At 68.4% G+C, this 25,529-nt stretch carries 21 protein-coding genes and 1 pseudogene; 9 read left to right on the top strand and 13 right to left on the bottom strand.

Annotated elements, in window-relative coordinates:
• Positions 1–24: 24 nt before the first annotated feature.
• Positions 25–987, top strand: a complete 963-nt coding sequence (locus tag AC0685_RS20715) for a M64 family metallopeptidase (RefSeq protein WP_478227035.1) — start codon at positions 25–27, stop codon at positions 985–987.
• Between the two features lie 7 nt (positions 988–994).
• Here the strand turns inward: AC0685_RS20715 and AC0685_RS20710 are convergent, their stop codons facing one another.
• From AC0685_RS20710 to AC0685_RS20690, 5 genes are all read right to left on the bottom strand, one after another.
• Positions 995–1,444: an SRPBCC family protein gene (locus AC0685_RS20710; RefSeq protein ID WP_478227119.1), complete on the bottom strand. Its 450-nt coding sequence runs from the start codon at positions 1,442–1,444 to the stop codon at positions 995–997.
• 74 nt (positions 1,445–1,518) lie between these two features.
• Positions 1,519–2,409 carry a helix-turn-helix domain-containing protein gene (locus AC0685_RS20705; protein WP_478227034.1) on the bottom strand — a complete coding sequence of 297 codons (891 nt, stop codon included), beginning with the start codon at positions 2,407–2,409 and terminating at the stop codon, positions 1,519–1,521.
• Between the two features lie 10 nt (positions 2,410–2,419).
• Positions 2,420–3,475 carry an LLM class flavin-dependent oxidoreductase gene (locus tag AC0685_RS20700; RefSeq protein WP_478227033.1) on the bottom strand — a complete coding sequence of 352 codons (1,056 nt, stop codon included), beginning with the start codon at positions 3,473–3,475 and terminating at the stop codon, positions 2,420–2,422.
• A 196-nt stretch (positions 3,476–3,671) separates the two neighbouring features.
• Positions 3,672–4,283 carry a SecDF P1 head subdomain-containing protein gene (locus AC0685_RS20695; RefSeq protein WP_478227032.1) on the bottom strand — a complete coding sequence of 204 codons (612 nt, stop codon included), beginning with the start codon at positions 4,281–4,283 and terminating at the stop codon, positions 3,672–3,674.
• A complete protein-coding gene (locus AC0685_RS20690; protein ID WP_478227120.1) occupies positions 4,265–4,744 on the bottom strand; it encodes an SRPBCC family protein in 480 nt (159 codons plus the stop codon). Before AC0685_RS20690 ends, AC0685_RS20695 begins: the two co-directional genes overlap by 19 nt.
• On the opposite strand from AC0685_RS20690, the pseudogene AC0685_RS20685 reads away from it, so the two are divergent.
• A pseudogene (locus AC0685_RS20685) lies at positions 4,707–5,046 on the top strand (FCD domain-containing protein); the annotation flags it as partial. The gene AC0685_RS20690 and the pseudogene AC0685_RS20685 overlap by 38 nt on opposite strands.
• A gap of 135 nt (positions 5,047–5,181) precedes the next feature.
• Entirely contained in the window at positions 5,182–7,866 is a 2,685-nt protein-coding gene (locus AC0685_RS20680) for a beta-N-acetylglucosaminidase domain-containing protein (protein ID WP_478227031.1), read from the top strand.
• Here the strand turns inward: AC0685_RS20680 and AC0685_RS20675 are convergent.
• The 4 genes from AC0685_RS20675 to AC0685_RS20660 all read right to left on the bottom strand — a co-directional run bounded on the left by AC0685_RS20675 (position 7,847) and on the right by AC0685_RS20660 (position 12,832).
• The gene (locus tag AC0685_RS20675) at positions 7,847–8,728 is read right to left on the bottom strand and encodes a hypothetical protein (RefSeq protein ID WP_478227030.1); all 882 of its coding nucleotides are present in this window, start codon (positions 8,726–8,728) and stop codon (positions 7,847–7,849) included. The two genes, AC0685_RS20680 and AC0685_RS20675, sit on opposite strands and share 20 nt — an antisense overlap.
• A 13-nt stretch (positions 8,729–8,741) precedes the next feature.
• Entirely contained in the window at positions 8,742–10,037 is a 1,296-nt protein-coding gene (locus tag AC0685_RS20670) for a choice-of-anchor B family protein (protein WP_478227029.1), read from the bottom strand.
• Between the two features lie 85 nt (positions 10,038–10,122).
• Complete coding sequence (locus AC0685_RS20665; RefSeq protein ID WP_478227028.1) at positions 10,123–11,286, bottom strand: epoxide hydrolase family protein; 1,164 nt, start codon at positions 11,284–11,286, stop codon at positions 10,123–10,125.
• A gap of 292 nt (positions 11,287–11,578) precedes the next feature.
• The gene (locus tag AC0685_RS20660) at positions 11,579–12,832 is read right to left on the bottom strand and encodes an HNH endonuclease signature motif containing protein (RefSeq protein ID WP_478227027.1); all 1,254 of its coding nucleotides are present in this window, start codon (positions 12,830–12,832) and stop codon (positions 11,579–11,581) included.
• Between the two features lie 333 nt (positions 12,833–13,165).
• On the opposite strand from AC0685_RS20660, the gene AC0685_RS20655 reads away from it, so the two are divergent.
• Positions 13,166–13,771 carry a hypothetical protein gene (locus AC0685_RS20655; protein WP_478227026.1) on the top strand — a complete coding sequence of 202 codons (606 nt, stop codon included), beginning with the start codon at positions 13,166–13,168 and terminating at the stop codon, positions 13,769–13,771.
• A 46-nt stretch (positions 13,772–13,817) separates the two neighbouring features.
• Here the strand turns inward: AC0685_RS20655 and AC0685_RS20650 are convergent, their stop codons facing one another.
• Entirely contained in the window at positions 13,818–14,417 is a 600-nt protein-coding gene (locus tag AC0685_RS20650; RefSeq protein WP_478227025.1) for a TetR/AcrR family transcriptional regulator, read from the bottom strand.
• 164 nt (positions 14,418–14,581) lie between these two features.
• Between AC0685_RS20650 and AC0685_RS20645 the strand changes: the two genes are divergently transcribed.
• Genes AC0685_RS20645 through AC0685_RS20635 form a run of 3 tightly spaced genes read left to right on the top strand, consistent with a single transcriptional unit; the run spans position 14,582 to position 18,085 of the window.
• On the top strand, positions 14,582–15,385 hold the full coding sequence (locus AC0685_RS20645; RefSeq protein WP_478227024.1) for an SDR family NAD(P)-dependent oxidoreductase: 804 nt from the start codon (positions 14,582–14,584) through the stop codon (positions 15,383–15,385).
• A gap of 26 nt (positions 15,386–15,411) precedes the next feature.
• Entirely contained in the window at positions 15,412–16,539 is a 1,128-nt protein-coding gene (locus tag AC0685_RS20640) for a DUF5938 domain-containing protein (RefSeq protein ID WP_478227023.1), read from the top strand.
• 16 nt (positions 16,540–16,555) lie between these two features.
• Positions 16,556–18,085 carry an AMP-binding protein gene (locus AC0685_RS20635; RefSeq protein ID WP_478227022.1) on the top strand — a complete coding sequence of 510 codons (1,530 nt, stop codon included), beginning with the start codon at positions 16,556–16,558 and terminating at the stop codon, positions 18,083–18,085.
• On the opposite strand, the gene AC0685_RS20630 is transcribed toward AC0685_RS20635, so the two are convergent.
• Positions 18,082–18,987, bottom strand: coding sequence for an Lrp/AsnC family transcriptional regulator (locus tag AC0685_RS20630; protein ID WP_478227021.1), 906 nt, complete (start codon positions 18,985–18,987; stop codon positions 18,082–18,084). The two genes, AC0685_RS20635 and AC0685_RS20630, sit on opposite strands and share 4 nt — an antisense overlap.
• Before the next feature lie 210 nt (positions 18,988–19,197).
• Between AC0685_RS20630 and AC0685_RS20625 the strand changes: the two genes are divergently transcribed.
• On the top strand, positions 19,198–20,859 hold the full coding sequence (locus AC0685_RS20625) for an amidohydrolase (RefSeq protein WP_478227020.1): 1,662 nt from the start codon (positions 19,198–19,200) through the stop codon (positions 20,857–20,859).
• Positions 20,856–22,136: an MFS transporter gene (locus AC0685_RS20620; RefSeq protein ID WP_478227019.1), complete on the top strand. Its 1,281-nt coding sequence runs from the start codon at positions 20,856–20,858 to the stop codon at positions 22,134–22,136. Before AC0685_RS20625 ends, AC0685_RS20620 begins: the two co-directional genes overlap by 4 nt.
• Here the strand turns inward: AC0685_RS20620 and AC0685_RS20615 are convergent.
• Both AC0685_RS20615 and AC0685_RS20610 read right to left on the bottom strand, forming a co-directional pair.
• A complete protein-coding gene (locus AC0685_RS20615; protein WP_478227018.1) occupies positions 22,133–23,707 on the bottom strand; it encodes a succinic semialdehyde dehydrogenase in 1,575 nt (524 codons plus the stop codon). The two genes, AC0685_RS20620 and AC0685_RS20615, sit on opposite strands and share 4 nt — an antisense overlap.
• Positions 23,708–23,878: 171 nt before the next feature.
• Positions 23,879–25,525, bottom strand: a complete 1,647-nt coding sequence (locus tag AC0685_RS20610; RefSeq protein WP_478227017.1) for a GMC family oxidoreductase — start codon at positions 25,523–25,525, stop codon at positions 23,879–23,881.
• Positions 25,526–25,529: the final 4 nt, after the last annotated feature.

The following is a 25,529-nucleotide window of genomic DNA, read 5'->3' as shown; positions in this document are numbered from 1 at the left end:
CCCTCGTCCCCGCAAGGAGTACGCATGCGACGCGCCTGCCTCATGGCCGCGCTGACCGCCACCCTCGTCGCCGGGCTCGTTCCCGCGACGGCGTCGGCGGCGCCCGGATTCACGACGTCGATGGAGGCCTTCGAACCAGGAGGGACCATCACCCGGGTGGACGTCACCCGGCCCGCTTCGGACCGAACCGCCGCGCCTCAGCGGATCACGAGCGCCGCCGCGGTGACCCCGATCGAAACCAACGGCCCGAGTGAGACCACCTTCGACCTGGTCTTCGTCGGTGACGGCTACACCTCGACCCAGCTGGGCACGTACTCGCAGCACGTCCGCTCCAGCATCGCGGCGCTGTTCGCCATCGAGCCGTACAAGAGCTACCGCAAGCAGTTCAACCTCTGGCAGGTCGACGTGGTGTCACCGCAGTCCGGTATCACCAACGACCCGACCCAGGGCATACGGCGCAACACCGCGCTGGGCTCGTACTTCTGGTGCGGTGGGATCGAACGGCTGTTGTGCGTCAACGAAACCAAGGCGAACCAGTACGCCGCGGCCGCGCCGGACGTCGATCAGGTCATCATGCTGGCGAACACGACGAAGTACGGCGGCGCCGGTGGCGGGGTCGCGACCTCTTCGGGCGGCAACATCCAGGCCAGCCAGATCGTCGCCCACGAACTCGGGCACTCCATCGGCGGGCTCGCCGACGAATACGACTACGGCACCTGCGACGCCCGCGAACCCCGGGAGCCCAACGCTTCCGCGCTCACGGCTCAGCAGATGAAGGACCGCCGGGCCAAGTGGTACACCTGGCTCGGCAAGCCCTCCCCCGACGGCGGCACGGTCGGTGTCTTCGAGGGATCCCGCTACTGCAAGACCGGGATGTACCGCCCCAGCGTGAACTCACTCATGCGCACCCTCGGGCAGCCTTTCAACCCGCCGAGCACCGAAGCGATGATCGCGGGCTTCCACCGCGAAGCCGCTCATCGGCACTGATTCCTCGTCATGGCCTCTTGGCCGGGCCGCCGGCGTGATCGGCGAGCCCGGTCGCCATGTCGCGCATGAAGCGGCGAAGGTACCAACGGAAGATCCACGCGTTGCCCTTGCCGACGCGATACGTTCCGTGCCAGCGGATCCGCGTTCCGCCACCGGGCGTTTCGCACAGATCGACCGAAGCCTGGTAATCGAGCATCACCGGGACGTCCACGCCCTCGTAGGCGAACCGCCGTTCGGGGTCGAGGGCGGTGATCCGCTCCTTGGTGACCGTCTTGCCGGTGCGGAAGGCACGCACCGCGCCGACACCGTCGCGTCCGTCGGCGGAAAGTCCTTGCGACGCGGCGACTTCCAGGGAACCCACCCGTGACCAGACCGGCCAGCTGCGGGCGTCCAGCAACAGTGCCCACACCGCGGCGGGCGGCGCCGGCGATTCGGCGGTGACGTCGTACGACTGCACTCCAGAACTACTCACACGCCTCACCCTAGGAACGGGCGGGCGGGGCCACCATGCGCCGGATTGCGCGGCGGCGGTCAGGAATTGCGGTACTCCGACGGACGCGAGCCGGTGTGCTTCAGGAAAGCGGCCGACAAGGCGCCCGGAGTGGCGAACCCGCATCTACCCGCGATCCCGGCGATCGGGAGATCGGTGTCGCGCAGCAGCCTTCGCGCTTCCTCCATCCGCAGCCCGCCGAGAAAACGGTGCGGGGTCTGGCCGGTCTTTTCCTTGAAGACGCGGATGAAGTGGTAGACGCTCAAATGTACTTCCCCGGCGATTTCGGCGACGGTGAGCGGTTCGGCCAGCCGCTCGCGCATCATCGCCACCGCGGCGCGGACACGGTGGTCCTCCCGGCCCGCGCTCGGCGGCTCCGGCTTCCGCGCGTGGCGGGTGAGCAGGTGCACGGCGAGGAAGGCGGCCGCGGATTCGGCGTAGAGATCGTCCTGCTCCCTGGCGTTTCCGACCGCGCGGACCAGCTCGTCGAGCAGCGAATCTCCCTCGGCCACGGAGGCCGCCATCGCCTCGTGGTCCACCGCTCGGCCACCCAGCCGGGCGGCCACCGCCTCCACCGTGGTGCCCGGGATGTGCACCTGCAGGCTTCGCATCGCTTCGTCGCCGCGGTAACGGCGCTGCAGCGGCAGGCCGGGAACGGCGAGTTCAAGCCGTCCCGGTCCCCACTGATGCCGGTTCCACCGGCCTTCGCCGCGGGTCTCCATCACCGCCCGCCCCGAAAGCGGCAGGACCAGATGCAGATCCGCGACGGCGGGCAGCCGCATGTCCTCGGCGACGGGAACGTGGTCGAATCGCTGGACGAGCAGCGATTCCCAGCCGGAATCCTCCCAGCTGCAATACGTCCGCCGGACATAGCGGGACATGTCGAAACCGGTGTACGGCTCAAGGTCGAATCGCTCGGAATCGAACACCACGCCTTCGAGGCTAGCCGAGCAACTCCTTCACGCGCGGGACGACCTTCTCGCCGTAAAGCCGGATCGAGTTCAGGCGCTGCTCGTGCGGAAGCGCGCCGACGCTGTATTTGAGCTGGAATCGCGACAGGCCGAGGGCCCGCACCGCCCATGCGATCTTCCGCGCGACGGTTTCCGGGGAGCCGACGAACAGCGCGCCGCGCGGTCCGGCCATGGCGTCGTAGTCGGCCCTGGACATCGGGCCCCAGCCTCGTTCGGCGCCGATCTTGGCGAAAGCGGCCTGGTGATGCGAGAAGTGCTGGGCGACGGCGAGTTCGTCGGTCTCGGCGACGTGGCCAGGACTGTGCATCGAGATCGGCAGCTCCTGGTGGCCCGCCTCCTTCACCGCGCGCCGGTACAGTTCCGCGAGCGGGGCGAACCGCTCCGGCGACCCGCCGATCACGGCCATCACCAGCGGCAGACCGTACGCGGCCGCGCGGACCACCGACTGCGGGGTGCCGCCGACGCCGACCCAAGCGGGCAGACTGCCCGATTCGGTGACCGGGAAGGCCTGCGCGCCTTCCAAGGCCGGGCGGACGGTCCCGGACCAGTCGACCGGCTTCTCCCCTTGCAAATGCGTGAACAGGTCGAGCTTCTCAGCGAAGAGCGCTTCGTAGTCCTCCAGGGAGTAGCCGAACAGCGGGAACGACTCGGTGAACGAACCCCGGCCGAGCGTGACCTCGGCGCGCCCCCGGGAAACGGCGTCCAACGTGGCGAACCGCTCGTACACGCGCACCGGGTCGTCCGAACTGAGCACCGTGACGGCCGTGCCCAGCCGGATCCGTCCGGTCTGCCCCGCGATCGCGGCCAGCACGACGTCCGGTGAGGACACCGCCATCTCGGCGCGGTGATGCTCGCCGACGCCGAAGTAGTCCACGCCCACCTGGTCGGCGAGGACGCCCTCGGCCACGACCTGGCGGATGGCCTCGGCCTGGCTCACCGGCTGGCCGTCGGCGCCGTTCTCGACGTCGCCGAACGTGTCCAGGCCGAAGGTCGGCGCTTGCGGGGTGCCCAGGATCTCGTAACCCATGTCCAACTCCTCAAGTAGTTGAACGCTCAAACGTCGGGCCCGGTGATCGTATTCCGCGCTGGTCCGGGGACTGCCGCGGGCTCTTGAGCCACCGGTGCGCGAGTGGCGATTTCGCGTGTCCGGAGGGACGACACACGTGCTTGGAGGGACGACACGCGAAACCGGCCGTTCGGTCCGACCACCCGCACCGCCAGGCTCAGGCGCCGGCGATGTCCCGCGCCAGCTGACGGGCATCGGACATGGTGAACTTGCCGGTGATCTGGGTTTCCCCGCCGGTGATGGCGGACTGGATCATCGGCGCGGTCAGCACCCGGCTCCTCAGCACCATCGCGACCTGCTTGCCGACGTTCGCCGCGGTCCAGTCGGCCCACGTCCGCGCGCCCGCGTCGGTGAAGCTGAGTCCGACGAGCGGGCCACCCGACTGCGAATCGAGCCGAGCGTTCGCCCGGCTGAGGTCGGCCCCGGTGAGGAAGGCCGGGCCGAGCAGGTATTTGGTGCCCTGCACGCGGTCACAACTGACCAGCGGGAGCGCCGGATCATCGCGGCCGTCGAGCGGATCCGTTCCCTCCGAGCAGTCCAGTGCCGCCGCGGCGGCCTGCTGCTCCGCGGGATCAGTGCTCTGCCGGTTGGTCGCCGCGCCCGCGGCCGGACCAGGTGGCACCTCCGCGAGGACCGGGCGGAACCGCAGCCGCGACCCGTCCTTGATCGCGAAACTGTCACCTTCGGGCTCGGCCTGGCCGGAAACCCCGCCCTGGCATCCGGTGACACCGAGCAGGACGAGGGCGACCGCTATGAGGATGTTCCGCACGGAGGCATTCTGCCGTGTTCACTGCCCGCGCGCGGGCGAAACGGCTCGACGCCGCACGGTCCGCTCGAGAATCCCCAGCGTGGCCCTGAGCGCGGACTCGGGAACCACGGGAACGTGATGCGCTCCCTCCACTCCGCACCGACCTCCGACCAGTCGTAGTAGGACGTCACGAGCGTGCCGCCCTCGGCGGGCTCCAGCCGGTAGCCGTAGACATGCCGGGCATGCGGCCGGACCCGGCCTTCGACGGTCCAGGCGATCTCCTCGTCCGGGACGAGGGTCGTGATGACGACTTCGACGTCGTACTTGCCCAAAGGCACGTCCCCGAGCGCTTCCCGGTGCATGTGCACGACGAACCGGTCACCCGCCTGCTCGACTGGATCCCCTTCCGCGTCGAGGAGCATTCCGGACGCGTCGATGTCGACGGCCCGTGTCCGCGCCGCCCACCACCGGCTGGGCCGCACGCCGCCGTTCGACCCCGAAGAAGGCGAACACTTCAGCGGCGCCTGGTCCGAAGCCCATCGTGTCTTCCAGCGGACCTTGCCGGACGGCTGCGGGAACCCCGTCCGCTGGAGAGGTTCGACCGGATGTGGACCGCGAGCGAACTCGCCCGCCGTTGGGCCGCGCAGCGCTCCCCGGCCGCGATCATCTCGCCGAACATCGCCTGCTGGAGGAAACGGCGCTGGCCCGCGACGCCGACGCGGCAGCCGAGGCGCTGACCCGGCATCTCACCCTGACCGCGGCCGCGCTGACGGAAGAGTCGTAGGACCACTGTCGGAAAATCACCCAGACCGACCTAGCCTTTGTCATCACATTGGGTGTTTCCTTGCTCGCAGACCGTCGTTGATCGACGCTTTGGGGGCCGCCGATGTCCTTCCGATGGGTACTCCGACTCATCCCGGTGACGTTGCTGGTGACCGCAGTGGCGGTGGCCGTCCTCGCACCGGCGAGCGCGGCCCCCGCCGCCGGGCCACCACTGGCCCGGCTGTGGCCGACACCCCAGCAGCTGACACCGCGACCGGGTCTGGTGACCATTCCGCGCACCGTCGTCGAAGTCGTCGGAGCGGGCACCGATCCCTCCGCGCTCGCCGTCGTGGACCAGGTCCTTCGCGCGGCGGGCGCGAGCACCATCGTCAAGATCACCGACAACGACCAGGCTGCCGTCGACCGGGAACGCGGCAACGGCGGGCTCGTCGTCTTCGTCGGCGGCCCGACCGAAAGCAGGGCGACCGCGCTCGCGCTCGCCGCGCTCCGCGTCGACGGCCCGGACGGTCTGTCGCCCGGCGGATACGTCCTCGCCGCCGACCGCGGCGTGATCGCACTGTCCGGTGTGGACACTTCAGGGACGTTCTACGCCGCGCAGTCGCTCCGGCAGCTCTTCGCTTCCGGCAAGAGCCGCGCGTTCACCCTGCGAGACTGGCCCGCGGCACCCCTGCGCGGCGTGATCGAGGGCTTCTACGGCGCGCCGTGGTCACACGCCGATCGGTTGGCGCAGCTGGACTTCTACGGCCGCACCAAGCAGAACATGTACGTCTACTCCCCGAAGGACGACCCGTTCCTGCGCGCCCGCTGGCGCGACCAGTACCCGCCCGAGCAACTCGCCCTCCTCTCGGATCTGGTGAGCCGCGCGGCCGCGAACCACGTCGAGTTCACCTACGCCCTCTCCCCCGGTCTTTCGGTGTGCTATTCCTCGGACGCCGACAAGAACGCGCTGGTCACGAAGTTCCAGTCACTGTGGGACGTCGGGGTGCGGTCGTTCGCGATTCCGCTCGACGACATCTCCTACACCCGCTGGAACTGCGACGCCGACGCCGCGAAGTTCGGCACCGGCGGCGCGGCCGCGGGCGCGGCGCAGTCGTTCCTGCTCAACCGGGTACAGCAGGACTTCATCGCCACCCATCCCGATGTCGAGCGGCTCCAGACCGTCCCGACCGAGTACTACGACCTCGCCGATTCCCCGTACAAGACCGCGCTGCGCACCCAGCTCGACAAGGCGGTGATCGTCGAGTGGACCGGGGTCGGCGTGATCGCCGGGCAGATCACCGAAAAGCAGGCCAGGCAGGCGAAAGAGGTCTTCGGGCACGACATCCTGATCTGGGACAACTACCCGGTCAACGACTACATTACCGAACGTCTGCTGCTCGGCCCGTACATCGGCCGCGAGCCCGGGGTCGCGAAGTACCTGTCCGGGATCACCGCCAACCCGATGGTGCAGGCCGAGGCGTCCAAGATCGCCGAGTTCACCTCGGGCGACTTCCTGTGGAACCCGGATCGTTACGACCCGGACGAATCCTGGCTCGCCGCCATCGCCGACCTCGGCGGGCCCGCCGCGCCGGCGCTGAAGGTGTTCGCGGAGAACAACTATTCGAGCCTGCTCGTCCGGCTCGAAACCGGGAAGCCGGATCCCGATTCACCGGTGTTGCGCCCGCTGCTCACCGCTTTCTGGTCCGCGCTGGAGAAGAAGGATCCCTGGGGCGCGGCGGCGAAACTGGATCACTATCTCACCGCGATGGCCTCCGATCCCGAAGATCTGCGACGCGGGATGGCTTCGAACCCGAATTTCCTCGCCGAAGTCGGGCCGTGGCTCGACCAGGTCGGGCTCTACGGCCAGGCAGGCAAGCACGCGGTGAAGATGCTGCTGGCGCAGTTCGACGGCGACGGTGCGAAAGCCTGGGCCGAGCGCGGGGAACTCGTCGCCGCGCTCAAGAAGGCGCAGGCGATCCGCGTCCCGACCTCGCGCGGGCCGCGCAATCCGAGCACCTGCACGGACGTCTGCGTGCCGTTCCTCGACAGCGCGCTGGCCACCGCCGACCGCTGGTTCGGCCTGCCGGGGATCCGGCCGCGGCCGACTACGTCGCTGGGGACCTACACCGACAACGTTCCCGCCAGGATGGTCGACGGCGATCCCGAGACCTACTACTGGAGCGACTGGGCCCCGCGCGTCGGCGACACCATCGGGGTCGACCTCGGCACCGCCCAGCGGGTGTCCCATGTGGACATCGCGATGGGCAAGCCGACCAGTCCGGACGACTTCGTCCACGACGGCGTCCTCGAATACTCCGCCGACGGCACACGCTGGACGACGGTGAAAGCGGTCACGGAGCCGGTTATCTCGGCGGATCTCCCCGAAGGTGCCGAGGCCAGGTTCGTCCGCGTGCGCACGACCGGCCCGCAAACCTTCTGGGTCGTGGTCCGGGAGTTCACCGTGTCCACACCGGACAGTCCCCGGTACACGGTCACCGGCGCCCCGGCGGGGGCGAACCTGGCCGCCGCCGCGGACAACAACGCCGATTCGCTCTACACGGCGGCGTCGGCGCCGATGCCCGGCGACGCGCTCGTCGTCACGGCCGCCGCGCCGAAACCGCTGGACAAGGTCGTCGTCCTGGCGGCGGAAGCCGGCGCGGGCGCCGACGTCCAGATCGCGGACGCCTCGGGTGGCTGGCTCACGATCGGCAGGATGTCGGGCGGCTACACGGAACTGCCCGCCGAAGGCATCGTGACCGCCAAGGTCCGGCTCCTCTGGTCTCCGGGCGGCGCGGCGCCGAAGATCGCGGAAATCGTTCCGGTCAGTCCACCGCGACCGTGATGGCCGCCGTGTGCACGCGCCCGCCGTGGGAGAATTCGAGGAACAGCCGATATTCCCCGCGTTCCGAGAACAGCGAGTGGAAGGTCAGTTCGCCGTCGACGAGCGCCGCGCCGAGCGGCTGCACCGGATGCAGGTGCGTGGCCGACAACAGCATGGTGTGGAATCCGGTCATATGGCCGTTGGCACCCAGGTGCGGGTCGACCGCGGTGACGAGCGCGCCGTCGGGGCCGCGGAGAGCGAAGCGGAGGACCTGCGCCCGCATCGCCGGGATCCGGGCCTCCCCGTCCACGCGCGCCACGCGGTATCCCGTGGGCGTCACGGTGTCGCCCGCCGGAGCGGGCACCGGAACGAAGGTGGTGTCGCCCGGCACGGTGAACGGGACACCGAGCACCACCGGATGCTTCGGATCCTTGGTGTCGAGCGGCACGAACTCGGCGAACATCCGGTAGGCGCCGCCGTCGGTCAGCGCGAGGCTCGTGTGCCAGATGTCGCCGTCCAGCGTCGGGTGCACGTGCTGGAAGACGTTCATGTCGTCGCGCACGGCGAAGAAGTGCATCTGTTTGGTCTGGTTGTCCAGGAAGCGGGTGACCGGCCGCCCGTCGGGCCCGAGGATCCGGAACGCGACCGGCACCTCGGGACCCCGGACGGCCGGCGTGGTCACCCGCTCGAACCGGTACCCGCTTTCCGCCTCCGACAGCCCGTCGCTGTGCGCGGCGGGAAGCAGATCCGCCGTCACGACGGGCTGTCGGTGGGCAGAGTGCGCGGAGCCGGGTGTCGGCCGGAGCGCGACGGACACCGCGGCCACACCGATCACCAGTGCCAGCGCGAGGAACAACCAATCCGTGAACCGGGGCTTGCGCACGCCTGCCCTCCGGTCACTTGCCGCCGAGGTTCGGCTTCACCACGACCAGGCCCTGTTCGATGCCGTTGACGATGACGATGCCGCTGGAGAAGTACGGGTAGTTGCTCCACGCGCCGTTGAACCTCGCCACGTTGCCCGCCGGGTAGATGTCGAAATAGCCGACCTCGGACAACCGTGCCGAAGCGACGCCGCTGACGTCCAGGATGCGCAGACCGGCCTGGTAGTTCGCCTGGTAGGAGTACTGGCCCTTGACGTACTGGTTGTGGTCGATCGCGGTGGCGGGCGAACTGTAGACGCCGGTGTGCACGGGGGCGGACAGCTTGGCCAGGTCCCAGACGTAGGTCTTGGTGCGCTTGTCGGTGCCGCGCGACTCGTCCAGTTCGTCGTCGAGCAGGAAATAGCGCTGATCGCCGGTCAGCCAGCCCTGGTGCGAGTACTGCGCGCCCGAGTAGCCCTTGCGCGAGATCTGGACCGGCCTGGCCTTGTCGGTGACGTCGACGATGGTCAGCGTGTCCTCGTTGGCGTTGAAGCAGATCTCCCTGCCGCTGTACGCCGTGTCCGGTCCGCGGTAGACGACGCACTGAGTGTCGTGGGTGTAGCCGTCCTGCGACACGCAGCCCGCCTTGGCCGGCGCCTTCGGGTTCTGGATGTTGACCATATGCGGTCCGCCGCTGCACGTGTTGGAGCCGATCGCGTAGGCGAAACCGGTCTCCTCGTTGATGGCGATGTTGTGCGCGGGACCGAATTCCCGGTACAGCGCGTCGGCGGTGAAGGTCTGCGGTGTGGTGACGGTGCGCAGCCTGGTCAGGTCGAACACCTGCATCCCGTGCCCGGTGATGAAGTCGGCCACGATGAACGCGTGGTTCTTGTACACCTTCATGTCCCGCCACGAGCTGCTGCCGCCGTTCGAGGGCAGGTTGCCGAGGAACTTCGGCGAGGTCGGGACGCTCAGGTCGACGAACGCGGTGCCGTTGGTCCGCCCGACGATGGCGTATTCCTTGCCGGACGACGGGTCGGTCCAGCCCCAGATGTCATTGCCGTTACCGCCGCCGAGGCCGGACAACGGAAGCACGCTGAGCAGGTCGACGTTCTTGCACGGGTATTTGTCGGCCATGCCGTTGACGCACGGGACACCCGCCGCGGTGCCGGTGACGGCGTGCCGTTCCGCCGGGACGTGGTCGGCCAGGAAGGTCCGGGCCGCGGCCTGCCCCTCCGCCGTCTCGGGATCGTGCGCGGACGCCGCCGTCATCGAAAACACCAACGCGGAGGCCGTCACCACGGCCAGCCCCATCATGCGCACGAGTTTCATAGAGGTGCTCCTCACCGGGTTTCGGTCGGCTTCCGACGGTAGGAGCACCCGCTCCCGATGTATCCCCTCCGAAGGTCGGGGGTTTTTAACCGTTTACCGGGAGGTCCCGAAATGCTTCCCTGATCTCGGAGACCAGCAGGTCCGGCTGTTCCAGTCCCGGGAAGTGCCCGCCGCGGTCGAGTTCGGTCCACCGGTGCAGATTCCGGTAGCGGCGCTCCGCCCAGCGTCGCGCGGTCGGCCACGGGTCGGCGGGGAAGAGCGACACGGCGGCGGGCACGGTCACCGGCCGCGCGTTCTCCTCCTCCGCGCTGCGCGGCACCCACCGCATCGCCTCCCAGTACCAGCGAGCGCTCGGAGCACCGGTGCCGGTCAGCCAGTACAGCGCGATGTTGTCGACCTGCTCCGCCAAACTCACCCCGCCGCCGTACTCCGGCCGGTCGTCGGCGTAGGCGGCGAACTTCTCGCCGAGCCACGCGGCGAGCCCCGACGGCGAATCGAGCAGGGAGTAGCCGAGCGTCTGCGGGCGCGTGCCCATGAGCATTCCGAAGCCGTATCCGTCGGACAGGTGCAGATCACGCCGATCCAGCATGCGTCGTTCGGGTGCGCTCGGCGCCGTCCGGTCCTCCGGCAACGGCGACGCCGAGGGCATCGTCAGGTGCAGGCCCGCGACCCGTTCGGGAACCTGGCGCGCCAGTTCCGTGCTGACGACGGCACCCCAATCCCCGCCGTGGGCCCCGAACCGCCGATAGCCGAGCGCGCTCATCAGAGCGGCCCAAGCCCGGGCGGTCCGGCCAGGGTGCCAGCCGCGCTCGCTGGGCCGTTCGCTGAAACCGAAGCCCGGCAACGAAGGCACGACCACGTCGAAGGCGTCGCTCGCGGAACCGCCGTGGGCCACCGGATCACTGAGCGGTCTGATCACCTTTTCGAATTCGAGGATCGAACCCGGCCAGCCGTGGGTCAGGATCAGCGGGAGCGCCGTGCGCTCGGGCGAACGGACATGCCAGAACCCGATTTCCAGACCGTCGATCCGGGTCCGGTAGTGGGGAATCGTGTTCCACCGGATCTCCCTTGCCCGCCAGTCGTGTTCCCGCCACGCCCGGAGCAACGCCGTCAACCGGGCCAGCTCGATCCCCTGGGTGGCGTCGGAAACCGTCTCGGCTTCGGGAAGGCGCACCCGGGCCAGGCGAGCGTGGAGGTCGGCCAGCTCGCGATCGGGCACGCGGATGGTGAAGGGTTCGATATCGGGCACAGCGCCGAAACTACGGGCGGGTCACGAGGTTTCCCATGCTCGGAATTGACGTTCGGCGGTCAGGGATTGCGCAGTTGCCGCAGCCGGGCATCGCGGGAGCCGCTTGGAGACACCGAGCGAACGACAGTCGCACTCATCAGACCGGTGTGACCGCTGCTGCGCGTGGGACGCGCGTAGGTAGTGAAGGCCTCCTTGCCAACCCTCAGGGTAGGGAAGGAGGCCTTCACGGAGCATCGGGGCGTGCGCATGACGAGGGGCCCGTCGCCGGTGTGGCTGGCGGGCTCCTCGGGGTTCAGCGGTGGTGCAGGGTGTTGCGGCGGGGTTGTCGGAGCGGATCTCGGTATTGGGGCGGGATGAATTCCGGTAACCCGTCAGCCGCCATGCGGACTTCCCAGTCGCCGTGGTGGATCAGCCGGTGATGGAAACCGCACAGCAGCACCAGATTCCGAAGATCCGTCGGGCCACCATCTGCCCAATGGTGAATGTGATGAGCGTGGCAGTGCTTCGGCTTCCGGTGGCACCCGGGGAATGTGCAACCCCCGTCGCGGATGTTCAACGCACGTCGTTGGCCTGGCGTGACGAACCGCCGCAGCCGTCCCACATCGAGAGGCTCTCCGGCGGCACTCATCACCACGGGCAACATCAGACAGTCGCAGGCCGCCAGCCGGGCTTCGCGGGCGGTCATCGTCCCCACGAAATCCAGGCACGCGGTCCCGAGGCCGGTTTTGAGTTCGTCGAGTCCGATGGTGACGTTCACGAGGGTGCGGTAGCCGCTGGTGCCGGGCTGATCGGGACACGCGATCGCCAGGTCGAGGATGTCGGCCCAGGCGTCTCCCAGGCGTTCGCATTTCATCCGCAGATCCGCTTGGCCGAACTCGTCCACCGGCCGCGGCTGGGCATACGCCTCCAACGCGGCCGCGGTGCGGGCACCGGTCTCGTCATCGAGCAGACCAGTCAGCTTCCAGAACCCGTCTTTCCGGCGCTCCAGGGTGATCTCCCGGCGCGGCTCCTTCGGTTCCGGATCCTTCGGCTCATTCCCGTCCGGATCCAGCAAGCCGAGCAGATTCACTTCAGCGTCCGCCAACTGGCGGGGACCGGCGTCGCGGGCGAGGGTGGCGAGAATCTTCTCCGCACTCGCCCGATCCTCCGCGGAGGTGTCGGCAGGGAGTTTCTTCAAGATCTCCAGGATCTGATCGATCCGCTCATCCCCCACCAAGCCTTCGGCGGCGACAACGGCAGTAGCCGGTGCCACAGCAGGAACCTCGGTGCCATCCAAAGCACGGGTCGGGTTCAACGCGATCGCCCGAGCCACCACCGGACGCGCCTCACCGCGCGACAGCCCCGCCACATCCGCGAACCAAGCGGCCGTCGACCCATATCCGTACAAGTCTTTCGCACCACGAGACTCGATCTCCGCCAGAAACTGCCCCAAACCGGCGGTAGCCATCCGAATCATTCGCAGAGACTGCTGCACGCCATGGGCAAGCTCCAGCTTGCCGGCGCGCCACAGTTCCTGCGGCAACTCGGGAAGAAAGGTCTCGGGCACCCCTCAAGAATACCGCAATAAATCGAACAAGCGTTCGTAATTTTAAGCAACCGCCAAAAGGAATATCCAACACTGAAGAGTGATTTGACCACGTCGCTTCTTGCGCTCGCGTGACCGAAGTGCGGCGCCATGAGGGATGAGCCGAGCGAGGGGGGGGGCATGACCCGACCACGAAGACCACCATCCAAGTAAGCCGAGTAAGCGCTTACTCTCAACCCTGGCAACCCCTGCGACACCGATCACCGGAACTCAGGGAATCTCCCCGATGCGCCCGGCAAGAACCGAAGCGACAGTGAACCGGACATGTTCCGACAAGAAGGAGAACAGCACGCAGTGACTTCACCGGCAGCACAGCTCGAATCAGCACTCGCCGCCACCGTCACCGAGAAAACGGCACGCGGCTCGACAGATGTTCTACCGTCCCGCCAAGGATGGCATCCCGGCGCCAGGGTCGGAGCCGCCGCCGAACACGGAGCGCTCCTCGCCTACAACGACGACGGATCCACCGGCATCTGCGTTCTCGAGAACGGCAGAGGCAGGTGGCTGAACTTGCGATCCGAAGGCCAAGCCCAGGATTTCACCGATCGCCCGTATTCGATATGGCAGTGGATGCCCGCCTACAACGGCCGGCCCGTCCGGCTGCTGGGCGCACTCACCCGTGATGCGGCCAGACTGGAGTTGCGGGCGAACGACGGCACGGTGGCCGAAGCCGACATCGTGGACGGCACCTTCGCGGCGGAAATAGCCGTGGACATGGTCAGCCTCCGCGACGCGAAGGGAAGGCTGGAAAGCCACGAACCCGACTCCGACGAAGGCCGTGCGGAGTTCGAGCGACTCCTGGCGGACTCGCGAACGGAAATGACGCAGCTCAAGGTCCGGGTCTACGACAGCGCCGGAGCTCTCCTCTACGACGGCACGGCGATCAACGCCACAGACTAGAAGAAGCCGTTCGATGGGCTCCACACCAAGGAGCCATCGAACGGACCTACGAGACCAGCCGCCTGAGCAGCGCCCCGGCGTCCTCAGCAAGACCATCGGCGAGATGGTGCAGCAACGCCTGCTGGAACAAGCCGTCGAAAGCGGCATAAGCAACCGCTCGCGTCACGACCGGCGACGCCTCGGCGAGTTCGGCATAGCGCTCCACGACGCGCCAGATCATCGCCTGCCGCTGAGTGTCGATGTCGAGCACGTCGGCGCGGAACGCGGCCTCGAACAGGCTCTGGTTCCGCAGGTCGTACCACAGCCGGTGCATCACGGCGTCCGCCCGCAGCGTGTCCGCCATCGCGACACCGAAGCCCCGCTCGAGTTCCTGGGCCGACCGCGCCATGGCCACGGCCTCGTCGTAGCGGGTCACGCACACTTCTTCGAACTTCCGGACCGCGTAGGTCAGCAGTTCCACCTTGTCGCTGAAGTAGTAGTGCAGCACTCCGTGCGAGAAGTTCGACTTCTGCGCGATCTTCCGGAGGCTCGTCCTCGCGTACCCCAACTCGGACAACGCCTGCAGCGCGGACTCCGCCAGTTCCGCCCGCCGCTGGGCGAACTTGTCCACGCTCCGGCGTGCGATCCGCTCGCTCGTCTCGGTCACCACGAGTTCCTGTCCGGTCCGGGAGCCCGCGCCTGCCGCGGGTCCCACAGTCTAGCGTCGCCGAATTCTTGACGACTGTCCAAGAAAATCTTGACGACTGTCCAAAACGGGCTCAGGATGTGACCCACACCGCAACCGCGGACCGTCTCAAGGAGGAGAAGTCCATGGGTTCGTACGCCCTTTCGGACCGAAAAGCCCTGGTCACGGGCGGGGCGCAGGGCCTGGGCGCCGGAATGGCCGAAGCGCTGGCGCTGGCGGGCGCCTCGGTGGTCATCGGCGACGTCCAGGAGGATCTCGGGCGCGCCACCGCCGACCAGATCAAGCAGAAGGACGCCAACGCGGGCTTCGTCCGGCTTGACGTCACCGACGACCAGAGCTGGGAGCAGGCGGTCGCCGCGGTCATCGGCGAACTCGGCGGGCTGGACATCGTGGTGAACAACGCCGGGGTCGAGATCACCGGGCTCGTCGCCGACCTCGACCCCGCCGACGTGCGCAAGATGCTCGACGTCAACGTGCTCGGCACGGCCCTCGGCGTGAAGCACGCCTTCCGCGCGATGCGGCCCGGCGGCCCCGCGGGCACCGGCGGCGCCGTCGTGAACATCGCCTCGGTCGCCGCGACCATCGCCTTCCCCGGTATCGCGGGCTATTCGGCGACGAAGTCGGCCGTCGACCGGCTCACCAGGGTCGCCGCGATGGAGGCCGGGAAGCTCGGCTACGGCGTACGCGTCAACTGCGTCTATCCCGGCCTCGTACCCACCCGGATGGGCAATCAGCTCGCGCAGGACGTCGTCGAGGTCGGCCTGTTCCCCAGCGTCGAAGAGGCCATCGGCGCCGTCATCGGGCAGACCCCGGCCGGACGGCTCGGCGAGGTCTCCGACATGGCCGACGCCGTCGTGTTCCTCGCCTCCGACGCCGCCCGCTTCATCACCGGCGCCGGGCTCCCGGTCGACGGCGGAATGGGCATGTGAACAGCACGAACCCGAAAGGAAACACCATGAGCAGCCCCAAGCCCGTCGTGGTCTACGGCGCCTCCGGCTACACCGGACGGCTGATCTGCGAATACCTGCGCGAGTACAACGTCCCGTTCGTCGCCGCCGGTCGGGACAAGGCCCGTATCCAAGAGGCGATCGACCACGTGCCCGGCCTCGACACCATCGACCACGAGGTCGTCGAGGTCTCGCACGACGTCGAAGCGCTCACCGAACTGTTCCGCGACGCCAAGGTCGTGTGCAACACCGTCGGCCCGTTCAGCGAGTACGGCCACGAAGTCGTCGAAGCCTGCCTGCGCACCGGAACGCATTACCTCGACACCACCGGCGAACAGGACTGGCTGATCGCCGCCGAAGAGCGCTACGGCGCGCGGATGGCCGAGAAAGGCCTGCTGCTCTCTCCCGGCATCGCGCAGATGTACACCACCGGCGAGATCGCGGCGAACCTGTGCCTGGAGACGCCCGGACTGGACACTTTGGACATCCTGGTGTTCTGGAAGGGTTATCCCACGGTCGCTTCGACGAAGACCATCCTGGTCAACGCCGCGCTGTCCGCCGCGTACTACCTCGAGCAGAACGAGTACCGGCCCTGGCCGGCCGACGGCGGACTGCAGGACGTCACCGTGCCCGGTCATCACGAAACCGGGCTGGCCCTGCCCTGGGGCGGCACCTCGCATCCGGTGTGGTTCAAGAACGACGCCCGGGTGGCCAACGTCAAGGCCGTCGGCGGAGTCTTCGACCGCGCGCTCATGCAGGGGGTGCCGCAGATCGTCGCGGCCGTGCTGGAACAGGTCAAAGACCTGCCGCTGGACGAGAAGATGCGCGTGCTGGAGGAGCAGGCCGCGGCGGTACGGGACGAGATGCCGCCGCGGGAGAACCAGCGGCTCAACACGTCGCTGGATTCGGTGCACGCCTCGGGACCGCTGGGCCGCGCGCACTGTGTCATCCACGGCACCTGCAACTACAAGCAGACCGGGTTGATGCAGGCCCATGGCGCCTACTCTCTGCTGCGACAGCCGCCGAAGCGCGTGGGGTTCGCCTCCGGGTGCCAGGCTTTCGGCCACCGCGAACTGCTCGGCGTGCTACGAAGCTTCGGGCTGGTTTCGAATCCGGTCTTGACCGTCCACGACTGACCGGAAGGACGAGCGCGTGCGACTGACCGACTACCTCGACAAGGGCGCTTCACTCGATTCGGCTGCACCCTGCCTGACCATGGGTGACACCTCCCTCAGCTACGGCGAAGTGCGGGAGCTGTCGTGGCAAGTGGGGCGGGCGCTGGCCCGGTCCGGCGTCAAGCCGGGCGACAAAGTGGCGATCCTGTCCGGGAACGATCCCCTGTCGTTCGGCTGTGTCTTCGGGATCAGCCGGGCCGGTGCCGTGTGGTGCCCGGTCAACCCGCGCAACGAGGCCGCCGAGAACAGGGAACTGCTCGACCTGTTCGACTGCACCTGCCTTCTGGTGCAGGAGTCCTTCGCACCGCTCGTCTCCCGGATGCTTCCCGAGCTGCCGAAACTGACCACGGTGGTCTGTCTCGACGGCTCGATGCCCGGCGCCGTCCCGTTTTCCGACTGGCTCGGCAGCGCCGAGCCCTGGGAGGAAACGCCGCCGGACGACATGGTCCTGCTCGTCGGCACCGGCGGAACCACCGGACACCCCAAGGCGGTGATGCTCAGCGGCACCAACGTGGAGACGATGTCGGCGCTCACGCTGATGAGTTACCCGTTCACCGGGCGCCCGCGCTATCTGGCGCTGGCGCCGCTGACACACGCGGCGGGCGTGCTCTGTTTCCCGGTCATGACCCTTGGCGGTGAGATCGTCGTCATGCCCTCGCCGGATCTCGGCGAGTTCCTCGCGCTGGTGGAACGCCGCCGGATCACCCACACCTTCCTGCCACCGACGCTGATCTACCTGCTGCTCGACACTCCGGCGCTGGACGACGCCGATCTTTCGTCGCTGCAGTGCCTTTGGTACGGCGCCGCGCCGATGTCGGCCACCAAACTCGCCGAAGCGATCACCCGGATCGGCCCGGTCTTCGGGCAGCTGTTCGGGCAGAGCGAAGCCCCCATGATGGTCTCCACCCTCGCCCCCGCCGAGCACGTCCATCCCGACGGATCCCTTGCCCTGGAACGGTTCACCTCGGCGGGCAGGCCCACGCCGCTCACCCAGGTCGCGATCATGTCCGGCACGGGCGAGCTGCTCCCGCCCGGCGAACGCGGCGAGATCGTCGTCCGCGGTTCGCTGGTGATGCTCGGCTACTACAAGAATCCGGGCGCGACGGCGGAAGCGAGCGCGCACGGCTGGCATCACACGGGCGACATCGGCTACCTCGACGAGGACCATTACCTCTACATCGTCGACCGCGCCAAGGACATGATCATCACCGGCGGCTTCAACGTCTACTCGGCCGAGGTCGAGCAGGCGCTCATGGCGCACGAAGCGGTGCAGGACTGCGCCGTGATCGGCCTGCCGCACGAGAAATGGGGCGAGCAGATCACCGCCGTGGTCCAGCTGCACTCCGGGAGGACGGCGGCGGCGCAAGAACTCCGCGCCGCCGTCAAGGAGCGGCTGGGCAGCATCAAGACGCCGAAGGAGATCCTGGTCTGGCCGGATCTCCCCCGGTCCAAGATCGGCAAGGTACTCAAGACCGAGATACGGAAAGCCTTGCTGGACAGCGCTTAGCGCCGAGCGAGCTCCTCCGCGGCCGGCAGCGGCCACTCGTAGCGTTCCTTGGCGATGCGGAGGTGGACCCACGTCTCCGCGGTCACGACGTCGGGCCTGCCGCTGATCTCTTCGAGCGCCCGGTCGAGCGCACGGGCGGACTGCGCGGCGATGGTGGCGACGACGTCGAACCGGCCGATGGTCCTGGCGAGGAACTCGGTGTCCTCCCGCGCGGCGAGCGCGGCGGTCACGCAATCCCCGGCGCCCCGCACGTTCAGGCCGATCCCGCAGACGAGGCCGGCGTCCGGCCGGGCGCGGCTGAGCACCGGCGCGATGCGGATGACGTCGTGCTCGACCAGGAAGCGCACACGGGTGCGCGTGGCCGACGGCGACAGCCCGACGTGCTCGGCGATGCGCGCGTAACTTTCCCGCCCGTCGGCCTGCAACCGCAGCATGATCGCGAGGTCGCGGTCGTCGAGCCGCAACCAGGGCGGCAGTGGACGGCCGGGCATGAACAGCCCCTTGACCACGTCCACGTAGACGAGGGTGTTGACCTGTTCCACCTCCGGCAGGCCGCGGATGTCGGCCACCGTGCGATAGAGCTCGGGCGAGTCGGGCAGGCGCAGCTCGGCGACGGTCTGGTGATCCCCGCTCACCGCGGAGACGAACGCCGCGGCGGGCAGCGCCGCGATGGCGTCCGTCGTCGCCTGCGAGCGGCCCGAAGTGCGGATCGCGAGATGCGCGTACGCGGTCAGGCCGAGGAACTCGGGATGGACCGCCGCGACCACATTCAGCGAGCCGTCAGCCTTCAGTTGCTCCAGCCGAGCGGACACGGCCGACCTCGAAGCTCCGACGCGCTTGGCCAGATCGGCGACGCTCATCCGGCCGTCCGTGCGCAAAGCCGCGACCAGCGCGTCGTCCACGACGATCTCCTCTGCTGAATTTCCGACGGCGAGACGCACCATATCACCAGCGGAAACACGCCAAGAACAGCCGAGATTGCACGTTGTATTCATGATCGCGTGCAGATCGATCGTGAACACTATCCGTACACGACCGATCTGATTGCGCTGACGGTTTTCGTCGCTTACCGTCGCCCCACTTCACCGTCGAAAACCCCAGGAGTCCGCCCGATGCGCCTGTTGCCCCTCGATCGTTCAGTCCTCGACGCGCGAGCGACGATCCTGCGTCCCGATGAGCTGGTGACCGTCGACGACGCCACCGAAGGCGCGGAAGCGGTCCTCGTGTTCGGCGAGGAGATCGCCGCGGTCGGTTCCCTGGACGAATGCCGTGCCCGCGCGGCGAGCCTCGGCCGTCCCGATCCGGAGGTGCGACGGCTGCCGGGCACACTCCTGCCGGGATTCGTCGATCCGCACGCGCATCCCTTGATGTACGGGCAGATGATGACCTGGGCCGACTGCGGTCCCGAGCGCGCGTCGACCATCCCCGCCATCGTCGCGCTGCTGCGTGAGGCGGCCGAGAACACCCCGGCGGGAAGGCCCGTCCGAGGTTACGGCTACGAGCACCGCAACCTCGCCGAGAAACGCCATCCCCGCAAGGAAGAACTCGACGCCGTCGCCGACGATCGCGAGGTCTACCTCATGAACGCCAGCGGGCACGGCGGTGTGGTGAACAGCTTCACGTTGCGGCGCAACGGCGTCACCCGGGACACCCCGGATCCCGACGGCGGGGTGTTCTTCCGTGACGAGCACGGCGAACTCACCGGGGAGCTCTCGGACGCCGCGTGCAACATCCTGACCGGGGTCACCGGGGTGAAGGTCGGGCGGCACGGGCCGAACTTCCACCTCGAGGACGAGCCGGAGGAGCACGCGCGGCAGCTGGCCGCCGTGCAGGAGAAGTTCCTCGCCGCCGGAGTGACCGCGATCGGCGACGCCCAGGTCACACGCCGCGAGTTCGACATGTACCTACGACTGGACGAAGCCGGCCTGCTCAAGACGCGCGTCCACATGTACCTGCTGTCCCATCTGCTCGACCAGGCCCTGGAAATGGGACTGCACGGCGCTTTCGGCACCACTCGCCTCGCTTTCGCGGGGATCAAGTTCTACGCCGACGGCACGCTCGGCGGCTGGACCGCGTACTTCCCGGACGGCTACGTCGGCGATCCGTGCCGCACGGGGCAGCTCTACCACGACCCGAAGGACTACTCCGCGCTCATCGACAAGGCTCACGAGGCCGGGCTCCAGACCGCGACCCACGCCCAGTCCCCGGATGCGATCGCGATGGTGCTCGACGCCATCGAGGACGCGCAGCAGCGGAATCCCCGGCCCGATGCCCGGCACCGCATCGAGCATTGCGGGCTGCCGTCCCCGGAGCAGATCAAGCGGATGGCCGCGCTCGGCGTCCACCCGGTCAACCAGCCCCAGCACTACTACAACTGGGGCGAAGGCGTCACCGACGCCGTCGGCACCCCCGGCGAGCGGTTCAATCCCCTCGGCGAGTTCCAGGCCGCGGGCGTGCCGGTCACGCTGAGCTCGGACGCCCCGGTCGCGGAACCGAATCCGCTCGAAGCCATCCAGACCGCGGTGACCAGGACGACCCGCCGCGGCCACCGGCTCGGCGGGGACGACCTGCTGATCGACGTCCGGTCGGCCGTCGCCGCGCATACGATCGCCGGCGCCCGGGTGCTCGGCCGGGAACGCGACCTCGGCTCGATCACCCCCGGCAAACGCGCGGATTTCGTGCTGCTGGACGAGAATCCCCTGACCTGCGACCCGAGCCGGATCGCGGGCATCGGCGTGCTGGAAACCTGGATCGACGGCGAGGTGGCCCGATGACCGTCCGAACCGACACACAGTCACTCCGCCGTGCCCGCCGGGCCGGGCTCGCGGCCTTCGTCGGCACCACGATCGAGTGGTACGACTTCTACATCTACGCCACGGCCGCGAGCCTCGTCTTCGGCACCGTGTTCTTCCCCGCGACCGGCGACCGGCTGACCGGCGTCGCGGCGGCCTTCGCGACGTACGCCGTCGGGTTCTTCGCGCGGCCGCTCGGCGGCATCGTGTTCGGGCACGTCGGTGACCGGGTCGGCCGCAAGACCGCGCTCGTGGTCACGTTGACCATGATGGGCGTGGCGACCTTCCTGGTCGGCTGCCTGCCCGGCTACGGCCAGATCGGCACGTGGGCGCCGATTCTGCTCGTGGTGCTCAGGTTCATCCAAGGGCTCGCCGTCGGCGGCGAGTGGGGCGGCGCCGTGCTCATGGCCGTCGAACACGCGCCACCGGACAAGAAGACGTTCTACGGCGCCTTCGCGCAGGCGGGCAACCCCGCGGGCGCGTTGCTGGCAACCGGCCTGTTCAGCCTGCTGAGCACCGGCGGCACGGAATGGCTCGCCACCTGGGGCTGGCGGATCCCCTTCTTCGCGTCCGTCCTGCTCATCGGCGTCGGCCTCATCGTGCGGCTGAAAGTCGAGGAATCACCGGTCTTCGAGGAAACCGTCGAAGAAACCGGCGTGCCCATCCTGTACGCGGTGCGGACGAACTGGAAGCCGATCCTGCTGGGCATCTGCGTGCTGCCCGTCGCGGTCGGCGGCTACTACCTCGTCACCACCTTCGCGACGGCGTACGCGACCGATCCGGCCGTCGGCGTCTCCGAATCGCTGGTGCTCAACGCGCTCACCATCGCGGCCTTCGTGGAACTGGCCGTGAGCTTCGGCGCGGCCTGGCTCGGCGATCGCTTCGGCCGGGTGCGGGTGGTCGTCATCGGCCTCGTCGGGGTCGCCGTGCTCGCGGCGCCGCAGTTCCTGGTGCTCTCGACCAAGAACGCGGTGCTGATCATCGCGGCGTTCGTGGCGATGCGCCTGGCGATGACGGCGACCTACAGCCCGATCGCCGCCATCCTGTCGCAGATGTTCCGCCCGCGGGCGCGCTACACCAGCATCTCGCTGTCCTATCAGCTCGCGGGCGCCCTGTTCGGCGGCCTCTCGCCGTTGGTGTCGACGCTGCTGTTCCAGGCGACCGGCAGTGTCTGGCCGGCGATCGGCCTGCTGATCGGGATGTGCGTGCTGAGCATCGCCTGTGTGCTGGCCGCGCCGCAGCACACCGACGAGGTTTAGCGGATGCGCAGACGCCGCATGAGTTTCAGCCCGGAGAGCATCCCTTCGACGTACTTCTCGTAGGTCTGGCCACCGCGGGGACCCATGACCTGCTTCTTGAGCACCGCGACGTTCTTCACGTCGGTGTACTTGAGCAGACCCTGGTCCCCGTGGCGGGCGCCGACGCCGGAGTTCTTGACTCCGCCGGACGGCGTCCCCTTCGAGGCGTACGCGGTGGCCAGGATGTCGTTGATGTTGACATTGCCGGACTCGATCCGCGCGGCCACGGCACGCGCGGCACCGAGGTCACCGCCCCAGACGGAGGCGTTGAGGCCGTACTCGGTGTCGTTGGCGAGCGCGACGGCTTCGTCGACCGTGCGGTACTTGTGCAGTGCGACAACGGGTCCGAAGGTTTCGGTGACGCCGCAGAGCATGTCCTTCGTGACGCCTTCGAGGATCGTCGGCTCGAAGAACGCCGGGCCGAGATCGGGCCGCGGCTTTCCTCCACAAAGGACGGTCGCCCCCTTGGCGACGGCGTCGTCGACGTGGGACTTGACCCGGGTCATGTGGTCGACGGACACGAGCGAGCCCATGTCCGGCCCGAAGTCGTACGCGGCGCGGACGTCGAGAGCCTTGGTCTTGGCCACGTACGCGCTCTTGAACTCCTCGTAGCGGGACTCCGGCAGGTAGATCCGCTCGATGTGCATGCAGATCTGCCCGGTGTTGCCGAAAGCGCCGAAGATCGCGCCCTGCACGGTCTCGTCCAGATCGGCGTCTTCGAGCACGATCATCGGGTTCTTGCCGCCGAGTTCGAGGCAGCAGCCGATGAGGTTGCGGCCGGCCTGTTCGCCGATCACCCGGCCGGTGGCGGTGGAACCGGTGAACATCACGTAGTTCGCCTCGCCGATGAGCGTGGGGCCGACGTCCGGGCCCTCGCCGCACACCACCTGGAACAGCCCCTTCGGCAGCCCGGCCTGCTCCAGCAGCTCGACGCCGTAGAGCGGGGAGAGCGCGGTCTTGTTGTCGGGCTTCAGCACCACCGCGTTCCCGGCCATCAGCGCCGGGACGGCGTCGGAAATGCCGGTGGCGAACGGGAAGTTCCACGGCGCGATGATCCCGACCACGCCCTTGGGCTGCCTGATCTCGGTCGACGTCGTCAGGAACGGGACCGGTCCCCCGCGTTTCGCCGGCGCCAGCAGTCTGGCGGCCCGCGTGAGGTAATGGCTCATCACCATCGCCGGATCGCAGGTCTCCTCGATCGCCATCCGGCGGTTCTTGCCGCTCTCGACCTGGATGAGGTCGGTGACGGCCGGCGCGTTGTCGACGAAGAGCGTGTGCGCCCGTTTGAACACCTCCAGCCGCTGCTTGAGCGGGGTGGCGGCCCACTTCTCCTGCGCGGCGCGTGCCGTGGTGAACGCCTGCTCGATGTCGGCGGGGGTCGACTGGGGCAGCTCGACGAGCACGTCGCCGGTGTAGACCTCGGTGAGTTTCCAGGTGGCGCCGGACGAGCCCGGCACGCGGGCGACGAGCCGTTGGAGGAACGCGTCGGTCACCGACGCCGGACGGGTGAGCGCGAGCGGTGTGACGGTCATGGCCCTCTTTCCGTCAGTTGTCGGAATATCTGGTGGTGAACCCGGCGTCCGCGATCGACGTCGGCAGTGCGCTCGTCGGCGAAGCACGTACCGGTGCGCGTACAAGGCGCCCTGCCACCGCGATAGCGGGGCCTTCGGCCGGGCGGGTTCACGCGTCTGGTCCCTTCTCGGTCATCCCTCAGCTCCGCCACCCGTCCCCGACAAGACAAGCTTCGCGCCCATCTCGCCGATCATGATGGCGGGCGCGTTGGTGTTGCCACCGGTGATCGACGGCATGATCGAGGCGTCGCAGACCCGCAGGCCCTCGACACCGCGAACCTTGAGGTCGGGACTCACGACCGCGAGTTCGTCCACGCCCATCCGGCAGGTGCCGACGCCGTGGTAGACCGAGGTCGCGCGGTTCAGGATCGCGTCGCGCAGTTCCTGTCCCCGCAGTGCTTTGCCCGGGTGCAGCTCCTCCTTGATCGAGCCGTTGAACGCCTTCGACGCGAAGATCTCGCGGACCATCTCCGAGCCTTCGCCGAGCACCTCGAGATCGGCCGGGTCGGACAGGTACTGCGGGTCGATGAGCGGCGCCGCCGTGGGATCGGCCGAAGCGAGGCGCAGCGTGCCGCGGCTCCTCGGGTAGATCAGCGTCGTGAGCACGGTGAGCGCGGGTCGTTTGTCGACGTCGTGCCGGATCGGCGCGTCCTGATTCGGCGTCACGTACGCCCACGGCAGGAGATGCAGCTGGAGGTCCGGGACCTCGGCGGCCTGGGAGGTCTTGAGGAAGGCGACCGCCTCGAAGACCGAGTTCGCCAGGAACGTCGTGCCGGGCCGCATCAGTTCACTGACGAGACCGCGCGCGAAGTACGGCGGCGTGCCCCTGTTCTTGCTCGACGACGCGCGGAAGGTCAGCGCGTGGAACATGTGGTCGTGCAGGTTGTCGCCGACCGGCAGGTCCGCGACGACGTCGATGCCGTGTTCCTTCAGGTGTTCGGCGTGGCCGATCCCGGACAGCATCAGCAACTGCGCGGATCCGACGAAGCCGGCCGAGAGGATGACCTCCTTGCCCGCGCGCAGGATGCGCTGTCCCCCGTTCGCGTCGACGACCTCGACGCCGACGGCACGGCCGTTCTCGATGACCACCTTCTTCGCCAGCACCCCGGACTGGACCTGCAGCGTGGCGGGCGCGAGATGGTGGATGTAGCCGCGCGAGGCGCTGTAGCGCAGGCCGTCGGCGGCGTTCTGCTGCATCCGGCTGACGCCCTCTTGGGACTTCGCGTTGTAGTCGTCGAGGATGTCGCAGCCGATCGCGTCGGCGGTCGCCTGGAGGAACTGGAGCGTGCCCTCCTGCGGGGTCTTGTTGCGGGTGACCCGGATCGGCCCGCCCGCACCGCGGAACTCGCTCTCTCCGTCCTCGAAGTCCTCCATCCGCCTGTACGCGGCGTTGACGCTGTCGGCGTCCCAGCCCTTGTTGCCTTCGGCGGCCCAGGAGTCGAAGTTGGCGCGGTTGCCGCGCACGTAGACCATCCCGTTGATGGAGCTGGAGCCGCCGACCACCTTGCCGCGCGGCACCGGCATCCGGCGATCGAGAACGTGTTTCTGCGGCACCGAGTAGTAGCCCCAGTCGAAGGGCTTCTTGAGCTGGGGCACCGCGTGCATCGGGCCGACCAGCCCCGGCTTCTTGACGAGCATCTTCTCGTCGGTTTTGCCCGCCTCGAGCACGATCACGCTGGCCCCGGCCTCCGCCAGCCTACCCGCGATCGCGGCGCCCGAGCTGCCCGATCCGACGACCACGTAGTCGGCCTCGTCGCCGCGCGCAGCCCTGTTCGCCATGTCC

It is taken from the genome of Amycolatopsis sp. NPDC043889, assembly GCF_056435645.1.
Note: the sequence above shows the minus strand (reverse complement) of the source record. Positions and strands in the feature narration are given on the sequence as shown.

Bases quoted from the DNA above. Each gene is read 5' to 3' on its own strand.
- AC0685_RS20670 (WP_478227029.1), bottom strand. From the start codon at position 10,037: ATGAAACTCGTGCGCATGATGGGGCTGGCCGTGGTGACGGCCTCCGCG.
- AC0685_RS20700 (WP_478227033.1), bottom strand. From the start codon at position 3,475: ATGGGTTACGAGATCCTGGGCACCCCGCAAGCGCCGACCTTCGGCCTG.
- AC0685_RS20640 (WP_478227023.1), top strand. From the start codon at position 15,412: ATGAGCAGCCCCAAGCCCGTCGTGGTCTACGGCGCCTCCGGCTACACC.
- AC0685_RS20715 (WP_478227035.1), top strand. From the start codon at position 25: ATGCGACGCGCCTGCCTCATGGCCGCGCTGACCGCCACCCTCGTCGCC.
- AC0685_RS20625 (WP_478227020.1), top strand. From the start codon at position 19,198: ATGCGCCTGTTGCCCCTCGATCGTTCAGTCCTCGACGCGCGAGCGACG.
- AC0685_RS20615 (WP_478227018.1), bottom strand. From the start codon at position 23,707: ATGACCGTCACACCGCTCGCGCTCACCCGTCCGGCGTCGGTGACCGAC.
- AC0685_RS20620 (WP_478227019.1), top strand. From the start codon at position 20,856: ATGACCGTCCGAACCGACACACAGTCACTCCGCCGTGCCCGCCGGGCC.
- AC0685_RS20645 (WP_478227024.1), top strand. From the start codon at position 14,582: ATGGGTTCGTACGCCCTTTCGGACCGAAAAGCCCTGGTCACGGGCGGG.
- AC0685_RS20610 (WP_478227017.1), bottom strand. From the start codon at position 25,525: ATGGCGAACAGGGCTGCGCGCGGCGACGAGGCCGACTACGTGGTCGTC.